At 58.6% G+C, this 17,233-nt stretch carries 15 protein-coding genes and 1 rRNA gene; 11 read left to right on the top strand and 5 right to left on the bottom strand.

What is annotated here, in order from left to right:
• The 3 genes from DU29_RS01000000130290 to DU29_RS0121220 all read right to left on the bottom strand — a co-directional run.
• Positions 1-108, bottom strand: a 16S ribosomal RNA gene (locus DU29_RS01000000130290); the annotation flags it as partial.
• Positions 109-743: 635 nt separating this feature from the next.
• The gene (locus tag DU29_RS0121225) at positions 744-2,237 is read right to left on the bottom strand and encodes a CoA-acylating methylmalonate-semialdehyde dehydrogenase (RefSeq protein ID WP_028623499.1); all 1,494 of its coding nucleotides are present in this window, start codon (positions 2,235-2,237) and stop codon (positions 744-746) included.
• 64 nt (positions 2,238-2,301) lie between these two features.
• A complete protein-coding gene (locus DU29_RS0121220) occupies positions 2,302-3,651 on the bottom strand; it encodes an aspartate aminotransferase family protein (protein WP_028623498.1) in 1,350 nt (449 codons plus the stop codon).
• 140 nt (positions 3,652-3,791) lie between these two features.
• On the opposite strand from DU29_RS0121220, the gene DU29_RS0121215 reads away from it, so the two are divergent.
• The 6 genes from DU29_RS0121215 (at position 3,792) to DU29_RS0121190 (ending at position 10,235) form a co-directional block, all read left to right on the top strand.
• Positions 3,792-4,712, top strand: coding sequence for a LysR family transcriptional regulator (locus DU29_RS0121215; protein WP_028623497.1), 921 nt, complete (start codon positions 3,792-3,794; stop codon positions 4,710-4,712).
• 115 nt (positions 4,713-4,827) lie between these two features.
• Complete coding sequence (locus DU29_RS0121210; RefSeq protein ID WP_028623496.1) at positions 4,828-5,478, top strand: TetR/AcrR family transcriptional regulator; 651 nt, start codon at positions 4,828-4,830, stop codon at positions 5,476-5,478.
• 7 nt (positions 5,479-5,485) lie between these two features.
• Entirely contained in the window at positions 5,486-6,067 is a 582-nt protein-coding gene (locus DU29_RS0121205) for an IMPACT family protein (RefSeq protein ID WP_028623495.1), read from the top strand.
• Between the two features lie 557 nt (positions 6,068-6,624).
• Complete coding sequence (locus DU29_RS0121200) at positions 6,625-8,190, top strand: ABC transporter ATP-binding protein (protein ID WP_028623494.1); 1,566 nt, start codon at positions 6,625-6,627, stop codon at positions 8,188-8,190.
• A gap of 12 nt (positions 8,191-8,202) precedes the next feature.
• Entirely contained in the window at positions 8,203-9,309 is a 1,107-nt protein-coding gene (locus DU29_RS0121195) for an ABC transporter permease (RefSeq protein ID WP_028623493.1), read from the top strand.
• Positions 9,309-10,235 carry an ABC transporter permease gene (locus DU29_RS0121190; protein ID WP_028623492.1) on the top strand — a complete coding sequence of 309 codons (927 nt, stop codon included), beginning with the start codon at positions 9,309-9,311 and terminating at the stop codon, positions 10,233-10,235. Before DU29_RS0121195 ends, DU29_RS0121190 begins: the two co-directional genes overlap by 1 nt.
• Positions 10,236-10,699: 464 nt before the next feature.
• On the opposite strand, the gene DU29_RS0121185 is transcribed toward DU29_RS0121190, so the two are convergent.
• Positions 10,700-11,179 carry a hypothetical protein gene (locus DU29_RS0121185; protein WP_028623491.1) on the bottom strand — a complete coding sequence of 160 codons (480 nt, stop codon included), beginning with the start codon at positions 11,177-11,179 and terminating at the stop codon, positions 10,700-10,702.
• Between the two features lie 82 nt (positions 11,180-11,261).
• Between DU29_RS0121185 and DU29_RS0121180 the strand changes: the two genes are divergently transcribed.
• From DU29_RS0121180 to DU29_RS0121170, 3 genes are all read left to right on the top strand, one after another.
• Positions 11,262-11,612: a MerR family transcriptional regulator gene (locus DU29_RS0121180; protein WP_028623490.1), complete on the top strand. Its 351-nt coding sequence runs from the start codon at positions 11,262-11,264 to the stop codon at positions 11,610-11,612.
• A 24-nt stretch (positions 11,613-11,636) separates the two neighbouring features.
• Positions 11,637-12,323 (top strand): SDR family oxidoreductase, encoded by a 687-nt coding sequence (locus DU29_RS0121175; protein WP_028623489.1) that lies wholly within the window; start codon positions 11,637-11,639, stop codon positions 12,321-12,323.
• A gap of 247 nt (positions 12,324-12,570) precedes the next feature.
• Entirely contained in the window at positions 12,571-13,929 is a 1,359-nt protein-coding gene (locus tag DU29_RS0121170; RefSeq protein WP_028623488.1) for an 8-oxoguanine deaminase, read from the top strand.
• A gap of 60 nt (positions 13,930-13,989) precedes the next feature.
• Here the strand turns inward: DU29_RS0121170 and DU29_RS0121165 are convergent, their stop codons facing one another.
• Positions 13,990-15,081, bottom strand: a complete 1,092-nt coding sequence (locus DU29_RS0121165; RefSeq protein ID WP_028623487.1) for a calcium:proton antiporter — start codon at positions 15,079-15,081, stop codon at positions 13,990-13,992.
• Positions 15,082-15,380: 299 nt separating this feature from the next.
• On the opposite strand from DU29_RS0121165, the gene DU29_RS0121160 reads away from it, so the two are divergent.
• Both DU29_RS0121160 and DU29_RS0121155 read left to right on the top strand, forming a co-directional pair.
• A complete protein-coding gene (locus DU29_RS0121160) occupies positions 15,381-16,463 on the top strand; it encodes a BMP family ABC transporter substrate-binding protein (RefSeq protein WP_028623486.1) in 1,083 nt (360 codons plus the stop codon).
• A 127-nt stretch (positions 16,464-16,590) separates the two neighbouring features.
• Positions 16,591-17,233: 2-oxoglutarate and iron-dependent oxygenase domain-containing protein (locus DU29_RS0121155; RefSeq protein WP_028623485.1), on the top strand; the 643-nt coding region annotated here is incomplete at its 3' end.

Genomic DNA, 17,233 nt, shown 5'->3' with positions numbered 1-17,233 from the left:
CCGTCCGCCGCTCGCCACCAGGTACAAGTACCCGTGCTGCCGCTCGACTTGCATGTGTTAGGCCTGCCGCCAGCGTTCAATCTGAGCCATGATCAAACTCTTCAGTTCAAACATCTTTGGGTTTTTAAGAAACCCTAAACTTGGCTCAGCAATCGTTGGTTACATCTTTGATTTCTCGCGGAGTAACTTGTGATGCTGATAATCTTGTTGACTATCAGTCTGACCCCACAAGCACCCACACGAATTGCTTGATTCAGTTGTTAAAGAGCGGTTGGTTAAGATCTTTCGTCTCAACCGAGGCGCGCATTCTACAGCGCTCCGTGTTTCTGTCAAGCGGTTATTTTAAGAAGTTTTCAAAGTTTCGCTTGGAAATCCTTAACAACTTCAACCACTTGCGCTTCCGATCTCTCGTCAGCGGGAGGCGAATTCTACAGCGTTACTCGCTGCTGTCAACACCTCTTTTTCTGCGCTTTCGACCGAGAAGATCGAATCGTCAAAAGAGCCAAACAACACCGCTCTTCCAACTCCTTCCAGGCTTCGATGATCTGAAGCAAGCCGCTGCCGAAAACTGCGTAACTCATTGTTTACCAAGGAGTTTTCCGTTTCGACTGCGCCGGAAGTGGGGCGAATTATAGACTTCCAGAATCTGCCGTCAATACCTATTTTCACATTTCTGTCATATAGGTCAAAAAAGCCCTGAAACGCGAAGGCCGAGCCCGAAGGGGCTCGGCCTTCATCTCCCATTACAAGCTAGGGAAAGCGAATTGCGAAGCTTCATGGCTGGCACGCTGCGGCCAGCGTTGAGTAATCGCCTTGCGACGCGTATAGAAGCGCACGCCATCCGGACCATAAGCATGCAGGTCGCCAAACAGCGAACGCTTCCAGCCACCAAAGCTGTGGTAAGCCACCGGCACCGGCAACGGCACGTTAACGCCGACCATACCAACTTCAATTTCGTCGCAGAACAACCGCGCCGATTCACCGTCGCGAGTGAAGATGCAGGTGCCGTTGCCGTACTCGTGATCATTGATCAGTTGCATGGCCTCTTCCAGGCTGTTCACTCGAACAACACAGAGCACCGGCCCGAAGATTTCTTCTTTATAGATACGCATTTCTGGCGTGACGTTATCGAACAGGCAGCCGCCCAGGAAGAAACCGTCTTCGTTCCCCGCTACGCTCAGCCCACGACCGTCTACTACCAACGAAGCGCCGGAAGAAACGCCGTCTTCTATATAGCCACTGACCTTGTCCCGAGCCTGTGCGGAAACCAGGGGTCCCATGTCCAGACCGCACGATGTCCCGGCACCAATTTTCAGTGCCTTGATTTGCGGCACCAGCTTCGCCACCAACGCGTCTGCGACCTGATCGCCCACACACACGGCCACCGAGATTGCCATGCAGCGCTCACCGCAAGAACCATATGCCGCGCCCATCAATGCGCTGACGGCGTTGTCCAGATCTGCATCCGGCATCAGCACTGCGTGATTCTTCGCCCCGCCCAGTGCCTGGACACGTTTGCCGCGCTTGGTGCCTTCGGCGTAGATATATTCGGCAATCGGCGTCGAGCCTACAAAACTCAGCGCTTTGACTTCCGGCGCTTCGATCAACGCGTCGACCGCTGCCTTGTCACCATGGACAACGTTCATCACGCCTTTCGGCAGACCGGCTTCCAGCAACAACTGAGCGATCAAGAGCGTGGAGCTTGGATCTCGCTCGGACGGTTTCAGGATGAAACAGTTGCCGCAGACGATCGCCAGTGGATACATCCACAAAGGCACCATCGCCGGAAAGTTGAACGGCGTGATACCGGCCACTACGCCCAACGGCTGAAAATCCGACCATGCATCAATGTTCGGCCCGACGTTGCGGCTGTATTCACCTTTGAGAATTTCTGGCGCTGCACAGGCGAATTCTACGTTTTCGATACCGCGCTTCAGTTCACCCGCCGCATCTTCCAGAGTCTTGCCGTGTTCTTCACTGATCAGTTGCGAGATACGTGCTTCGTTCTGTTCCAGCAATTGCTTGAAGCGGAACATCACCTGAGCGCGTTTGGCCGGCGGGGTGTTACGCCAGGCCGGAAACGCAGCCTTGGCCGCGTCGATGGCTTTCTGAATGGTTTCGCGGCTGGCCAATGGCAATTTGTGGATCGCCTGGCCGGTCGACGGGTTATACACGTCGGCGGTGCGACCTTCTTCGGTCACCAGCTCACCATTGATCAAATGCGGGATAAGACTCATGCGGGGCTCCAGTAAAGTTGTACAAGCGCCCTTCAACGGACGCTCTTATAGATAGAGGGAAAAATCAGTCGATCTTGTTCAGCACTTCGCCGACCGCGTCGAACAGGCGATCAAGGTCTTGCGGCTTGCTGTTGAAAGTTGGGCCGAACTGCAGGGTGTCGCCGCCGAAGCGCACGTAGAACCCGGCTTTCCAGAGCGCCATGCCCGCTTCGAACGGACGCACGATGGCATCGCCGTCACGCGGTGCGATCTGGATTGCGCCCGCCAAACCATAGTTACGAATGTCGATGATGTTTTTCGAACCTTTCAGACCGTGCAGCGCATTTTCGAAATGCGGCGCGACTTCGGCCACGCTCTGCACCAGGTTTTCCTTTTGCAGCAAGTCGAGCGCTGCCAGACCTGCCGCGCACGCTACCGGGTGAGCGGAATAGGTGTAACCGTGCGGGAATTCCACTGCGTATTCAGGCGTCGCCTGGTTCATGAAGGTCTGGTAGATCTCGGAGCTGGCAATCACCGCACCCATCGGGATCGCGCCGTTGGTGATTTGCTTGGCGATGCACATCAGATCCGGGGTAACGCCGAAGCTGTCTGCGCCAAACATCGAACCGGTACGACCGAAGCCGGTAATCACTTCGTCGAACACCAGCAGAATATTGTGCTGATCGCAGATCTCGCGCAGACGCTTCAAGTAACCCTGCGGTGGTACCAGCACACCCGCGGAACCAGCCATCGGCTCGACGAAAACGGCGGCGATGTTCGACGCGTCATGCAACTCGATCAGTTTGAGCAGCTCGTCTGCCAGAGCGATACCGCCCTCAGTCGGCATACCTCGCGAATAAGCATTGCTGGCCAGCAACGTGTGCGGCAGGTGATCGACGTCCATCATGGCCTGACCAAACATCTTGCGATTGCCGTTGACGCCGCCGAGGCTGGTGCCGGCGATGTTCACACCATGGTAGCCACGGGCACGGCCGATCATTTTGGTCTTGGTCGCCTGACCTTTCAGCCGCCAGTAAGCGCGGACCATTTTCACCGCCGTATCGGCGCACTCGGAACCCGAATCAGTGAAGAACACGTGATTGAGATTGCCCGGCGTCAGGTCGGTGATTTTCTCGGCCAGTTGGAACGACAGCGGATGGCCGTACTGAAAACCTGGCGAGTAATCGAGGGTGCCCAACTGCTTGGCAACGGCTTCCTGAATTTCCTTGCGGGTATGCCCGGCGCCGCAGGTCCACAGACCGGACAGCGAATCGTAGACCTGGCGACCCTTGTCGTCCGTCAGCCAACTGCCTTGCGCCGCCACGATCAGTCGCGGATCGCGCTGGAAATTTCGGTTGGCGGTGTAAGGCATCCAGTGAGCATCGAGCTTTAGCTGGCTGGCCAGGGAAGACGGGGCGTTTTCAGGCAAGTTCATGGGACAAACCTCGCAAGGCAAATAGCGGCGTGGAGATGAAAAGCGTTCTTGCGACTAAATTGCCACGGCGATAAAGTCGGTGAAATCCAACTTTTCTAATGTTCAGTCTGCCCCCTACTAAACTTACGAGTAATAACAATATGAGCACTCGTCGCCCCGATCCGCTGGCCCAGGTCAGCGATTTTGATATTCGCTTGCTGCGCATATTTCGCAGCGTCGTGGAATGTGGCGGTTTTTCTGCGGCGGAATCCGTGCTCGGTATCGGTCGCTCGGCGATCAGCCAGCAGATGAGCGACCTGGAGCAGCGCCTCGGTTTACGTTTGTGCCAGCGCGGTCGCGCGGGATTTTCCCTGACCGAGGAAGGCCGCGAGGTTTACCAGTCTTCGCTGCAACTACTCAGTGCGCTGGAAAGTTTCCGCACTGAGGTCAACGGTCTGCATCAGCACCTGCGGGGCGAATTGACCATCGGCCTGACCGACAACCTGGTCACCCTCCCCCACATGCGCATCACCCACGCCTTGGCGCAATTGAAGGAACGCGGGCCTGACGTGCAGATCCAGATCCGCATGATCGCCCCCAACGAAGTCGAACAAGGTGTGCTTGACGGGCGCTTGCACGTTGGCGTCGTTCCGCAAGCCAGTGCGCTGTCCGGCCTGGAGTATCAGCCGCTGTACAGTGAGCGGTCGCTGTTGTACTGCGCGGTGGGCCATCCGTTGTTTTATGTCGATGACAAACAACTGAATGACGAGCGCCTCGATAGTCAGGACGCGATCGCGCCGACCTTTCGTTTACCCGCAGACATCCAGGCGCATTACCAGGCGCTGAACTGCACCGCCAGTGCGTCCGATCGCGAGGGCATGGCGTTTCTGATCCTGACCGGGCGCTACATCGGCTATCTGCCGGATCACTATGCGAGCCTCTGGGTTCAGCAAGGGCGCTTGCGTGCGCTGAAACCCGACGACCGTTTTTATGACCTGAGCCTCGCATCGGTCACGCGCAAGGGTCGTCGCCCGCACCTGGTACTGGAAAGCTTTCTGGAGAGCCTCGCCGCCACTCGCTAGTGCAGCGAAACCCGAGCAAGCTCTGCGCCTGCAAGTCTCACGCGGCACTTGTCTGAAGCCCGTTCGTGCGCTATCAACCTTAAGGCCGCACCCACTCACCTGTCCGGAAGTGCCTATGACCTTTGAAGTCCCCGCCCATGGCGGCAAACCCGCCAGCCGCATTCGTCAGAAGAACGAAGAGGCCATCATCAAAGCCGCCGAAGACGAGTTCGCCCGTCACGGTTACAAAGGCACGAGCATGAATACCATCGCGCTGAATGCCGGGTTGCCCAAGGCGAATCTGCATTACTACTTCACCAACAAGCTTGGGCTGTACGTGGCCGTGTTGAGCAACATCATCGAGTTGTGGGACAGCACCTTCAATACCCTGACGGCCGACGACGATCCAGCCGAAGCATTGACGCGCTATATCCGCGCCAAGATGGAATTCTCCCGTCGCCAGCCACAAGCCTCGCGGATTTTTGCGATGGAAGTGATCAGCGGTGGCGGATGCCTGAGCGAATATTTCAATCAGGATTACCGGGCGTGGTTCCAGGGTCGAGCGGCTGTGTTTCAAGCCTGGATCGACGCTGGCAAAATGGACCCGGTCGACCCGGTACACCTGATCTTTCTGCTGTGGGGCAGCACCCAGCATTACGCCGACTTCGCCACTCAGATCTGCCGGGTCACCGGTCGCAGCAAGTTGACCAAGCAAGACATGGAAGACGCCGGCGACAATCTGATCCGCATCATTCTCAAAGGCTGCGGCCTGACTTCAACTCAATAAGACACTTATGCCTTTTACCCTCAGCGGTTTTTGCGAGTTCCGCGAAGAGATTCGCAAAAGCCGTTTCATCACCTTCGCGGCGCCCATCGGCAGTCCCGCTGAAGCCCAGACGTTCATCGAACAGCACAGTGATTTGAATGCCACGCACAACTGTTGGGCGTGGAAGCTCGGCGATCAATATCGCAGCACCGATGATGGCGAACCGGGGGGGACCGCCGGGCGGCCGATTCTGGCGGCAATCGACGCGCAGGATTGCGATCAGGTGGCGGTGCTGGTGATTCGTTGGTACGGCGGCATCCAGCTGGGTACCGGCGGGCTCGCCCGAGCGTATGGAGGCGGCGCCAACAAGTGCCTGCAGGCGGCGGCGAAAATCGAGTTGATCAGCCGCGTGCCGGTGAGTTGCTCCTGCAGCTTCGCCGAACTGACGCTGTTGAAAATTCGCTTGGCAGAATTAGGCGGTTTAGTGGTGGAAGAAACGTTCACCGCTAATGGCGTCGAGCTGCAGTTGGCGATTGGTGAAGCGCAGATCGAGACGCTGCAGAACCAACTCGCGGACTTGAGCCGCGGGCGGATTTTGTTGCGGCGTTAGAAGAACTGGAGATCGCAGCCTTCGGCAGCTCCTACGGGTCTCAGAGGGAGCGATTCAATCAATGGCGCATTTGCCCACATCTACTGTGCACCCGGCTGTGGATAACCTGAGCACATCACGCTGTAACCCTTCTGTCATGCGGCTTTGCGGGCTTTGATCATTTTTTGTCCAAAGAGCCTGAAATCTAGCTAAATCCACCATAAAACAAACAGTTAGCCGCGTTTAGCACCTTTAGGACAAAGCCCTGCAGTGCTTATGCCCATTACTCCGGATTGCGCACAAATACTGTGGAGCAATCTGTGGATAACCCGTTTATTACTGCCTCGGTTGCATGCCCGGCATGGGCTGATCCCGCCTGATCGTTTTTTGATCAATTCGTCGTGAGCCAAACCAGAGCCCACTTAAAGAAATTGCCCTCAATTAGTGCCTGTTCGCTACCAATGCAACGGGCAATGCGGTTCCAAATACCCCGCGCGACGCGGTTGGATTTTTTTCCTGACCTACTGGCCAGGAAATTGCTTTATCCACAGGCATCTCTTCATGTAACTGAGCCTGTCATGTCTAACCCCGAGCCAAGTTCCGATTCAACACCGCGCCTGCAATTGCGCGCTATCAGCAAACGCTACCCGGGCTGCCTGGCCAATGACGCCATTGACCTGAGCATTGCTCCGGGCGAGATTCACGCGCTGCTCGGCGAAAATGGTGCCGGGAAAAGCACACTGATGAAGATCATCTACGGCGTCACCCACGCCGATTCCGGGGAAGTCATCTGGCAAGGGCAACGCGTGAATATGCGCAATCCGGCGCAGGCTCGCAGCCTGGGGATCGGCATGGTGTTTCAGCATTTTTCGCTGTTTGAAACCCTGAGCGTGGCGCAGAACATTGCACTGGCGATGGGCTCTGCCGCTGGAACGCCGAAACAGCTTGAACCGAAAATTCGTGAGGTGTCCCTTCGCTACGGCATGGCGCTGGAGCCGGAGCGACTTGTTCACAGCCTGTCGATCGGCGAGCGACAACGGGTCGAAATCATTCGTTGCCTGATGCAGGACATACGGCTGCTGATTCTGGACGAACCGACATCGGTGCTGACCCCGCAAGAGGCCGACGACCTGTTCGTCACCCTGCGTCGACTGGCCGCAGAAGGCTGCAGCATTTTGTTCATCAGTCATAAGATGGGCGAAGTTCGCGCGTTGTGCCACAGCGCTACCGTTTTGCGGGGCGGTCGAGTGGCCGGGCATTGCGTGCCGGCCGAATGCTCGGACCAGCAACTGGCGAGATTGATGGTCGGGCACGCGGCCGAATTGATGACTGATTATCCGAAGGTGACGGGCGGCGAACCATTCCTCGATGTCAGCGGCTTGTCCTGGCACAACCCCGATCCGTTCGGCTGTTCGTTGCAGGATATTCACCTGCAAGTGCGCAGCGCAGAGATCGTCGGCATTGCCGGGGTCGCCGGCAATGGCCAGGACGAATTGCTGGCATTGCTCAGCGGTGAACAGCGTTTGCATCGCAACGACAGCGGGATCATTTGTTTCGACCGGCAACCGGTCGCAGATTTGCGCCCGGATGCTCGTCGCCAACGGGGGCTGGCCTTCGTTCCGGCCGAGCGGCTGGGGCATGGCGCCGTGCCGGAACTGAGCCTGGTGGATAACGCGCTGCTCACTGCTTTTCAGCAAGGACTGGTGAGCAACGGCTTGATTCAGCGCAGCAAAGTCGAAGCGCTTGCCGAAGACATCATTTGCCGCTTCGGGGTCAAGACACCGGGGACGCAAATGCCGGCGCGCAGCCTGTCCGGCGGTAACCTGCAGAAGTTCATCCTCGGCCGGGAAATCCTCCAGCAACCGAAATTGCTGGTGGCCGCGCACCCGACCTGGGGCGTCGACGTCGGCGCCGCCGCGACCATCCACCGCGCACTGATCGCCTTGCGCGATGCAGGCGCGGCGATCCTGGTGATCTCCGAAGACCTCGACGAACTCTTCCAGATCAGCGACCGCCTCGGCGCCTTGTGCGGGGGTCGTCTATCGGCGCTTCGGGACACGGTCGACACCCGCCTGATTGACGTCGGCGGCTGGATGGCTGGCCAGTTCGACGCGTCTCCATCCAATGCGCACGCCACCGCTTAACGGAGTTTTCCCATGCTGCTGTCACTCGAACCCCGCGGCCAGCAATCGCGTTTGATGTTGTGGTGCTCGCCCCTGCTGGCGGCTGTCCTGACCCTGGCTTGTGGCTCGCTGCTGTTTATCGCGCTCGGCCATGATCCGTTGCTGACCTTGCACACGTTATTGATCGCGCCGGTCAGCGACGTGTATGGCGTCTCGGAATTGCTGGTCAAAGCGCTGCCGATTCTGCTTTGCGCGCTAGGCCTGGCCGTGGCGTATCAGGCACGAATCTGGAACATCGGCGCCGAAGGCCAATTGCTGCTCGGTGCGCTGGCCGGCAGTGCGCTGGCAGTGAACATCATTGGTATGGAGAGTCGCTGGGCATTGGCCTTGATCCTGATTGTCGGCACCTGCGCGGGTGCCGCGTGGGCCGGCCTGACCGCATGGTTACGCACGCGCTTCAACGCCAATGAAATTCTGACCAGCATCATGCTCAATTACATCGCCCTCAATCTGCTGCTGTTCTGCGTGCATGGGCCGTTGAAAGATCCTGCCGGTTTCAATTTTCCCGAGTCAGCGATGTTCGGCGACGCCAGCCGTTTACCGTTGTTGCTGGAGGACGGTCGGGTTCACGCCGGGGTGTATTTCGCCCTGCTCGCGCTGGTGGCCGTGTGGGTGTTGCTGCAGAAAAGCTTCGTCGGTTTCCAGATCAAAGTGCTCGGGCTGGACAAGCGCGCGGCCGGGTTGGTCGGTTTTCGCGAGAAACGTCTGATCTGGCTGGCGCTGCTGATCAGCGGTGGACTGGCCGGGTTGGCCGGCGTCTGCGAAGTGACCGGGCCGATCGGTCAACTGGTGCCGCAAGTCTCGCCGGGGTACGGCTATGCGGCGATTACCGTGGCCTTCCTCGGACGGCTCAACCCGATCGGCATTCTGTTTTCCAGTCTGTTGATGGCGCTGTTGTACATCGGCGGCGAGAACGCGCAGATGAACATGAACCTGCCGCAGGCCATCACCCAACTCTTTCAGGGAATGATGCTGTTTTTCCTGCTGGCCAGTGACGTATTGATTCTGTATCGCCCGCGCCTGAAGGTGCGCTGGACGCGCCGCACGCAGAGCACCGCCGTACATGCAGGAGCGCTGTGATGGATATCGATCTGCTGAGTAATATTTTCTACGCCATGATCCGCTGCGGTACGCCGCTGTTGTTGGTGGCGCTCGGTGAACTGATCTGCGAGAAGAGCGGCGTGCTCAATCTCGGGCAGGAAGGAATGATGCTGTTTGGTGCGGTGATCGGTTTCATCGTCGCGCTGAACAGCGGCAATCTTTGGCTGGGCGTGTTGCTGGCGATGCTCGCCGGGATGCTGCTGTCATCGCTGTTTGCACTGGTGGCGTTGGTGTTCAATGCCAATCAGGTCGCGACCGGCCTGGCGCTGACCATCTTCGGTGTGGGTTTATCGACCTTCATCGGCGCAGCGTGGGTGGGCAAACCGTTAGCGGGTTTCGAGCCGGTGGCGATCCCTTATCTGAGTGAAATCCCGCTGATTGGACGGATGCTGTTTGCACAGGACCTGCTGGTGTATCTGTCCTTCGCACTGTTTGCCTTCGTGGCGTGGGTGATTATGAAAAGCCGCGTCGGGCTGATCATTCAGGCGGTCGGTGAAAATCCGGATGCGGCCAGTGCGATGGGTTTGCCGGTGCTCGGCGTGCGGACGCTGGCAGTATTGTTTGGCGGGGCCATGGCGGGGTTGGCCGGGGCCTATCTGTCGCTGGCGTATACGCCGATGTGGGCGGAAAACATGAGCGCCGGGCGCGGCTGGATTGCGCTGGCGCTGGTGGTGTTCGCCAGCTGGCGCGTGTGGCGATTGTTGCTGGGCGCGTATCTGTTCGGGCTCGCCAGCATCCTGCACCTGGTGGCGCAGGGTTTGGGGCTGGCAATTCCGTCCAGCCTGTTGGCGATGCTGCCGTATATCGCGACGATTGTGGTCTTGGTGCTGTTGTCGCGGGATGCGCTGCGCACGCGATTGTATGCGCCGGTGTCGTTGGGGCAGCCGTGGCAGGGTGGTCACTAGGGTCGTCTGTGCAGACCTCTTCGTCGGAACGCCGCCCGGACCAAGCCCGATCCCACATGAGAACTGTGTCGGTCAAAAAAGATCAGCTCAACTCGGTCGAATGTGGGAGCGGGCTTGCTCGCGAATGGCGGACTTTAATCTGGCCGGGCTTTCGAGAATGTACTCGGCCAATTGTAGGAGCTGGCTTGCCGGCGATGGCTATGTCCCGGGTGACTTGGATTTGTCGGGTGTACATATCCATTGCTGCGGTGATGGCTTGCATTGGTTTCGCCCTTACGGCGAGTTACTTGGTGCCGGGCCGCATAGGCATTTCCAAGTGACCCGCTGTAAGAGCGGAACCAATATCAGCAACCACCGCAGCAACGGATATGTACACCTGCAAAAAACAAGTCACCCAAGACAAAGCCATCGCTGGCAAGCCAGCTCCTACAGTTGACCGAGTAAACCATGAGATCAAGCCGAGTTCAGTTTCGCCATCGCGGACAGGTGGCTCCCACACTTTGATCAGACCGCCAATGCGGGGCTTGCTCCGGGCGGCGTTCCGACGAAGGCGTCCGCACAGGCAACACCTGAGCCACGCCCCACGCCAATTCAAAAAACAGGAAAATCACCAGCAGCGAACTGGCGCCCTGCAGCAAGGCATACAACTGCCACGCTGCAAACAGGAATCGCGCCACTGCGTCATATCGCCCATAAATCTCCAGCGGATTACGTATCCGCAGCACGGCCCACACGCAGACAACCGAGCCCAACAGATTCGCCATCAACAGGTGCATGGGCTCAAACGGCGGCAGCGCTCCAGACAAGTCGAAAGTCTGGCTAACGCTTGTCAGCAAGCCATGCAACGCCGCAAAACTCCAGGGTGTGACAAACGCTGCCGTGACGATCAAGTCATACCAGGCACTGCCGCGCACCAACCGACGATATTGCAGTGAAGTCCACATCCGCGTTGCTCCAGAAATTCAAGAAGCAACGAGGCTAAAGCCTGGAGTATGCTCCAGGGTCAAGCCCTCTTCCGAGATCAACATGCGCATCGGTGAATTAGCCCAGGCCAGCGCCGTCTCCCGCGACACATTGCGCTTTTACGAGCAGCGCGGATTGATTGCGGCGCAACGTAGCGCCAACGGTTATCGCGATTATCCGAGCGAGATGGTGCAACTGGTGCAGTACATTAAGACTGCGCAACGCTTGGGTTTTACCCTCGGCGAAATCGGTAATAGCGTTGCCGCGATATGGCAGTCGCCCGACCCTGACAGTGCTGTCACGCAACTGCTGCAAGACAAACTCAAACTGATCGAAACCCGAATGGATGAACTCGGTGCGCTGCGCAGCGAACTGCAACATCGGCTCGGTCAGCGTTGTCCATTAAATCCGTGATTCTAATTTATCAAGGAAGCACTCATGTCTACGGCAAAAACCGCACTCATCATCGGCGCCTCGCGGGGCCTGGGCCTCGGGCTGGTGAAAACCTTGCTGGCCGATGGCTGGCAAGTCACCGCCACCGTGCGCAATCCGCAGAATGCCGATGCCTTGCAGGCGCTGGGCAACGTGCGCATCGAAAAACTCGACATGGACGATCAGCAGGCGGTCATCGCGTTGAGCCAACAACTCAAGGGAGAGGTGTTTGATCTGCTGTTCGTGAATGCCGGGGTCAAAGGGCCAGACATCCAGACGCCGGGCGGTGCGACGCTGGCGGAAGTCGGTCAGCTGTTTTTCACCAATGCCGTGGCGCCGATCAATCTGGCTCAGCGTTTTGTCGGGCAGATCCGCCCGCAGACCGGCGTGCTGGCCTTCATGAGTTCTGTGCTGGGCAGCGTGACCATGCCGGATGCGCCGGAAATGGCCTTGTATAAGGCGAGCAAGGCGGCTTTGAATTCGATGACCAACAGCTTCGTGACGCAGTTGGGCGAGCAGAAACTGACCGTGCTGTCGCTGCACCCGGGCTGGGTGAAAACCGACATGGGCGGTGACGGTGCGGACATTGACGTGCAGACCAGCACGCGCGGGCTGGTGGATCAGGTGAATGCCTACACCGGCAAGGGCGGGCACCATTTTGTCAATTACAAGGGTGAGACGATTCCCTGGTAACACCTAAAATCGCAGGAGCCGGCTTGCTGGCGATACGGCCACTTGGGCTGTCAGTCATACCGAGCAGACTCCATCGCCAGCAAGCCGGCTCCTACAGGATATTGATCGTCTGGTCGGGCCGGGCTTGCCGACAAAGCGGTTTTGTCTGAAACTCCGCACCTCGTCCTTCGCGGCGACCCTGGATCAGCAGACAGGGTAATCACTGAGCTGGCTAACCTGAACCCAACTTTCAGAGGAGCCGGCCAACATGCCTGCGACCCGTACCTGGTTAAAAAATCCCCTCGCCATTTTCACAGCCAACGGCCTCGATGCCCGTGGCGGCCTGGTTGTGCAAGACGGTTTGATCGTCGAAGTGCTCGGCGCCTGCCAGCAGCCCTCGGCGCCCTGTGCACAAGTCTTCGATGCCCGCGAGCATGTGATCCTGCCGGGCCTGATCAACACCCATCACCATTTCTACCAGACCCTCACCCGCGCCTGGGCGCCGGTGGTCAATCAGCCGTTGTTCCCTTGGCTGAAAACCCTCTACCCGGTATGGGCGCGCCTGACCCCGGAAAAACTTGCGCTGGCGACGAAAGTTGCGCTGGCCGAGTTGCTGCTGTCCGGGTGCACCACCGCCGCCGATCACCATTATCTGTTTCCGGAAGGTCTGGAGAATGCGATCGACGTGCAAGTCGAAAGCGTCCGCGAACTGGGTATGCGCGCCATGCTGACGCGCGGTTCGATGAGCCTCGGCGAAAAGGACGGTGGCCTGCCGCCGCAACAGACGGTGCAGGAAGGCGAAGTGATCCTGGCTGACAGTCAGCGCTTGATCGCCGAGTACCATGAACGTGGCGACGGTGCGCAAATCCAGATCGCACTGGCGCCGTGCTCGCCCTTCTCGGTGACCCCGGAAATCATGTCCGCCAGCGCCGACCTGGCAAACAAACTCGACGTGCGTCTGCACACCCACCTTGCTGAAACCCTCGACGAAGAAGACTTCTGCCTGCAGCGTTTCGGCCTGCGCACCGTCGATTATCTGGACAGTGTCGGCTGGCTCGGCCCGCGCACCTGGCTGGCGCACGGTATCCATTTCAACCCGGACGAAATCGCTCGCCTGGGCGCCGCCGGCACGGGCATCTGTCACTGCCCGAGTTCGAACATGCGCCTGGCTTCGGGCATCTGCCCGACGCTGGATCTGACCGCTGCCGGCGCGTTGCTCGGGCTGGGCGTGGACGGTTCCGCCTCCAACGATGCGTCGAACATGATGCTCGAAACGCGTCAGGCGCTGTATATCCAGCGCCTGCGCTACGGCGCGGAAAAGATCACCCCGGAACTGGTTTTGGGCTGGGCGACCAAAGGCTCGGCGAGCTTGCTGGGGCGTACCGATATCGGTGAGCTGGCGGTCGGCAAACAGGCCGACCTGGCGTTATTCAAGCTGGATGAGCTGCGCTTCTCCGGCAGCCACGATCCGGTGTCGGCGCTGTTGTTGTGCGGCGCGGATCGGGCGGATCGGGTGATGGTGGGCGGCAAGTGGCGCGTGATTGACGGCCAGGTTGAAGGGCTAGACTTGAAAGGGTTGATTGCCGATCACAGCCAGGCGGCTCGGCAGTTGATTGCGGGCGTCTGACATAGCACCGACTTAAACTGTGGGAGCAGGCTCGCTCCCACAATTGGTTTTGTGGTGGGTTCAGAGGCCCAATAGCGACAACATGATAAACGTCGCGAACAGCACGAAATGGGTCATCCCTTCGATGGCATTGGTTTCGCCATCGTTGAGATTGATCGCGCTGACGATCAAGGTGATGAAGATCATCACCGTCTGCACCGGCGTCATTGCCATCTGGAAGGGTTGACCAGTGTAAAGCGCCATCGCTTCCATCACCGGCACCGTCAGAATCACCGTCGACAATGATGCCCCCATCGCAATGTTGACCACCGATTGCATGCGGTTGGCCAACGCGGCGCGCAATGCCGTCAGAATCTCGGGCGCGGCGGAAATCGCCGCTACCAGTATCGCGGTGATCACCGGCGGCGCACCCGTTCCCTCCAGACCCAGATCAAGGGTCTTCGACATCACTTCGGCCAACGCACCGATGACCACCACGCCAAACACCAATGTGCCAATGGAGAACCCGAGACTGACCGGCTTGGGCTCGTTTTCCACAGGCTCTTTCTTGCGGCGTTTTTCCGGGTAGCTGTAGCTGAAAAAGTAACTGTGCGGCCCAACCTGCATGCGCAGGAATAGCGCATAGAGCACGACCATCGCGCCAATGGTGAACCCGGAATAAATTTTCCAGTTGGCCTCTGGAATGAACTCCGGCACCACCATCGACACGCCCATGGCCGTAAGAATCATGACGCTGTAACTGCGCGCCGAGTCGTCGTTGTAGGACTGCTCGCCATGCTTGATGCCGCCCATTAGAGCGGCCAGGCCGAGGATGCCGTTGATGTCGAGCATCACCGCCGAATAGATCGTGTCCCGCACCAGCGTCGGCGATGCTTCGTTGCTCATCATGATCGCCAGGATCACCACTTCGACCAGCACCGCGGCCAGCGTCAGAATCATCGTCCCGTAGGGGTCGCCGACTTTTTCCGCGAGCAGTTCCGCGTGATGAGCGACGCGCATGGACGCAGCGACGATGAAACCGATCAGCACCAGCCCGCCGAGCAGCGCCACGGCTTGCCCGCTGTGCAATAACCAGTGCTCCAGCGGATAGGCAACGATCACGGCGACCAAGGCCAACAGGAGAAATTTTTCTTGCTTGATGAGTGAGAGCATTGCAGGCCTTCTTGCCGAGTAAAGCGAAAACAGTGTGATGAGCTACTGACTGCGGCGCGTCGCTAACGTTTCGTTACATCTTTGCGCACCAGTGGATGGCGGCCGTGTTCGGGCGTGCACTTTTATCGGTCTCAAGGGCCCCATCGCGAGCAGGCTCGCTCCCACAGGGGAACGCGATCCAATGTAGGAGCGAGCCTGCTCACGATGGCCGCGCCACGGTTTAAGAGTTTTGTTGTCCTGTTGGTCAGCTAATTGCATTGCTCCCGCCAACCTCAAAAAACAATACGGAGTTCGAATTCATGCATAAACGTCCGCTGAAGAGACTGCTGGGTGCCATCGTCGCGGCCATCGGCCTGAGCGCCAGCCTGTCGGCCAGTGCCGCCGATCCGCTGAAAGTCGGTTTCGTCTATATCGGCCCGATCGGTGACCACGGCTGGACCTATCAGCATGAACAGGGGCGCAAGGCGCTGGCGGAAAAACTTGGCAGCCAGATCACCACCAACTACGTGGAAAACGTTGCCGAGGGCGCGGACGCCGAGCGGGTGATTCGCAACATGGCCAAAGACAAATACGACCTGATTTTCACCACATCTTTCGGCTACATGAACCCGACGCTGAAAGTCGCCAAGCAATTTCCCAAGGTGACTTTCGAGCACGCCACCGGCTACAAGCAGGACAAGAACCTGGGCACCTACCTGGCACGCACGTATGAAGGTCGATACGTCGGCGGCTTCCTCGCGGCGAAGATGACCAAGAGCAAAAAAATCGGCTATGTCGCCTCGTTCCCGATCCCGGAAGTGGTCCGCGACATCAACGCCATCCAGCTCGCCTTGAACAAGTACAACCCGGGCACAGAAATAAAAGTGGTGTGGGTCAACTCGTGGTTCGACCCGGGCAAGGAAGCCGATGCGGCCAACGCGCTGATTGATCAGGGCGTTGATGTGGTGTTCCAGCACACCGACAGCCCCGCGCCGATTCAGGCCGCCGAACGACGCGGCGTATTTGCCGTCGGTTACGCTTCGGACATGGCGCATTTCGGGCCGAAAGCGGTGCTGACCTCGATCGTCAACGACTGGGCACCGCACTACATTCAGGCGACCCAAAGCGTGATCGATCACTCGTGGAAATCCCAGGATTACTGGGGCGGTTTGAAGGAAGGCACGGTTGAGCTGCCGATCAGCAATCTGGTACCAGCTGCCGTGAAAACCGAAGCCGAGCAGATCATTGCGGACATAAAAAGCGGTGCGCTGCATCCGTTCACCGGGCCGATCAAGGATCAGGCCGGCGTCGAGAAAATCCCGGAGGGCGTGACCGCGAGCAATGCGGAACTGGCGTCGATGAATTATTACGTTGAAGGCATGAAGGCCGATATTCCCAAGTAATTCTCGAGCCGAACACAAAACCCTGTAGGAGCGAGCCTGCTCGCGATGAGGCCGTCACACCCAGCCTCATCGTTGAATGAGAATCCGCTATCGCGAGCAGGCTCGCTCCCACATTCAAGGATTGCGCATGAACAGCCTACCCATCATCGACATCGCCCCGCTCTACAGCGATGACCTGCTCGCCTGGACATCCGTTGCCGACGAGATCGACAACGCCTGTCGCGAGTGGGGCTTTTTCTACATCAAGGGCCATCCAATCAGCGGCTCGCGTCTCGACGCCGTGCTCAACCACGCGCAACGCTTCTTCGCCCGGCCTGCCGATGAAAAACTCCAGATCGACATTACCCAGACCCGCCACCATCGCGGCTACGGCGCCATCGCCACCGAGCAGCTCGACCCGAACAAACCCAGCGACCTCAAAGAAACCTTCGACATGGGCTTTCACCTGCCGGCCGATCACCCGGACGTGCTGGCGGAGAAACCACTACGCGGGCCCAACCGTCATCCATCGGTGCCAGGCTGGGAAACACTGATGGAGCAACATTACGTCGACATGCAAGCCCTCGCGCAAACCCTGTTGCGCGCGATGACGCTGGCGATGAACATCGAGCGCGACTTCTTCGACAAACGTTTTCATGAACCCGTCAGCGTACTGCGCATGATCCACTACCCACCCCGCCACACCGCCAGCTGCGAAGAGCAGCAAGGCGCCGGCGCGCACACCGATTACGGATGCATCACGCTGCTGTACCAGGACGCGGCGGGCGGAC

The sequence above is a fragment of the Pseudomonas sp. Ant30-3 genome (genome assembly GCF_000690905.1).
GTDB lineage: Bacteria > Pseudomonadota > Gammaproteobacteria > Pseudomonadales > Pseudomonadaceae > Aquipseudomonas.
Note: the sequence above shows the minus strand (reverse complement) of the source record. Positions and strands in the feature narration are given on the sequence as shown.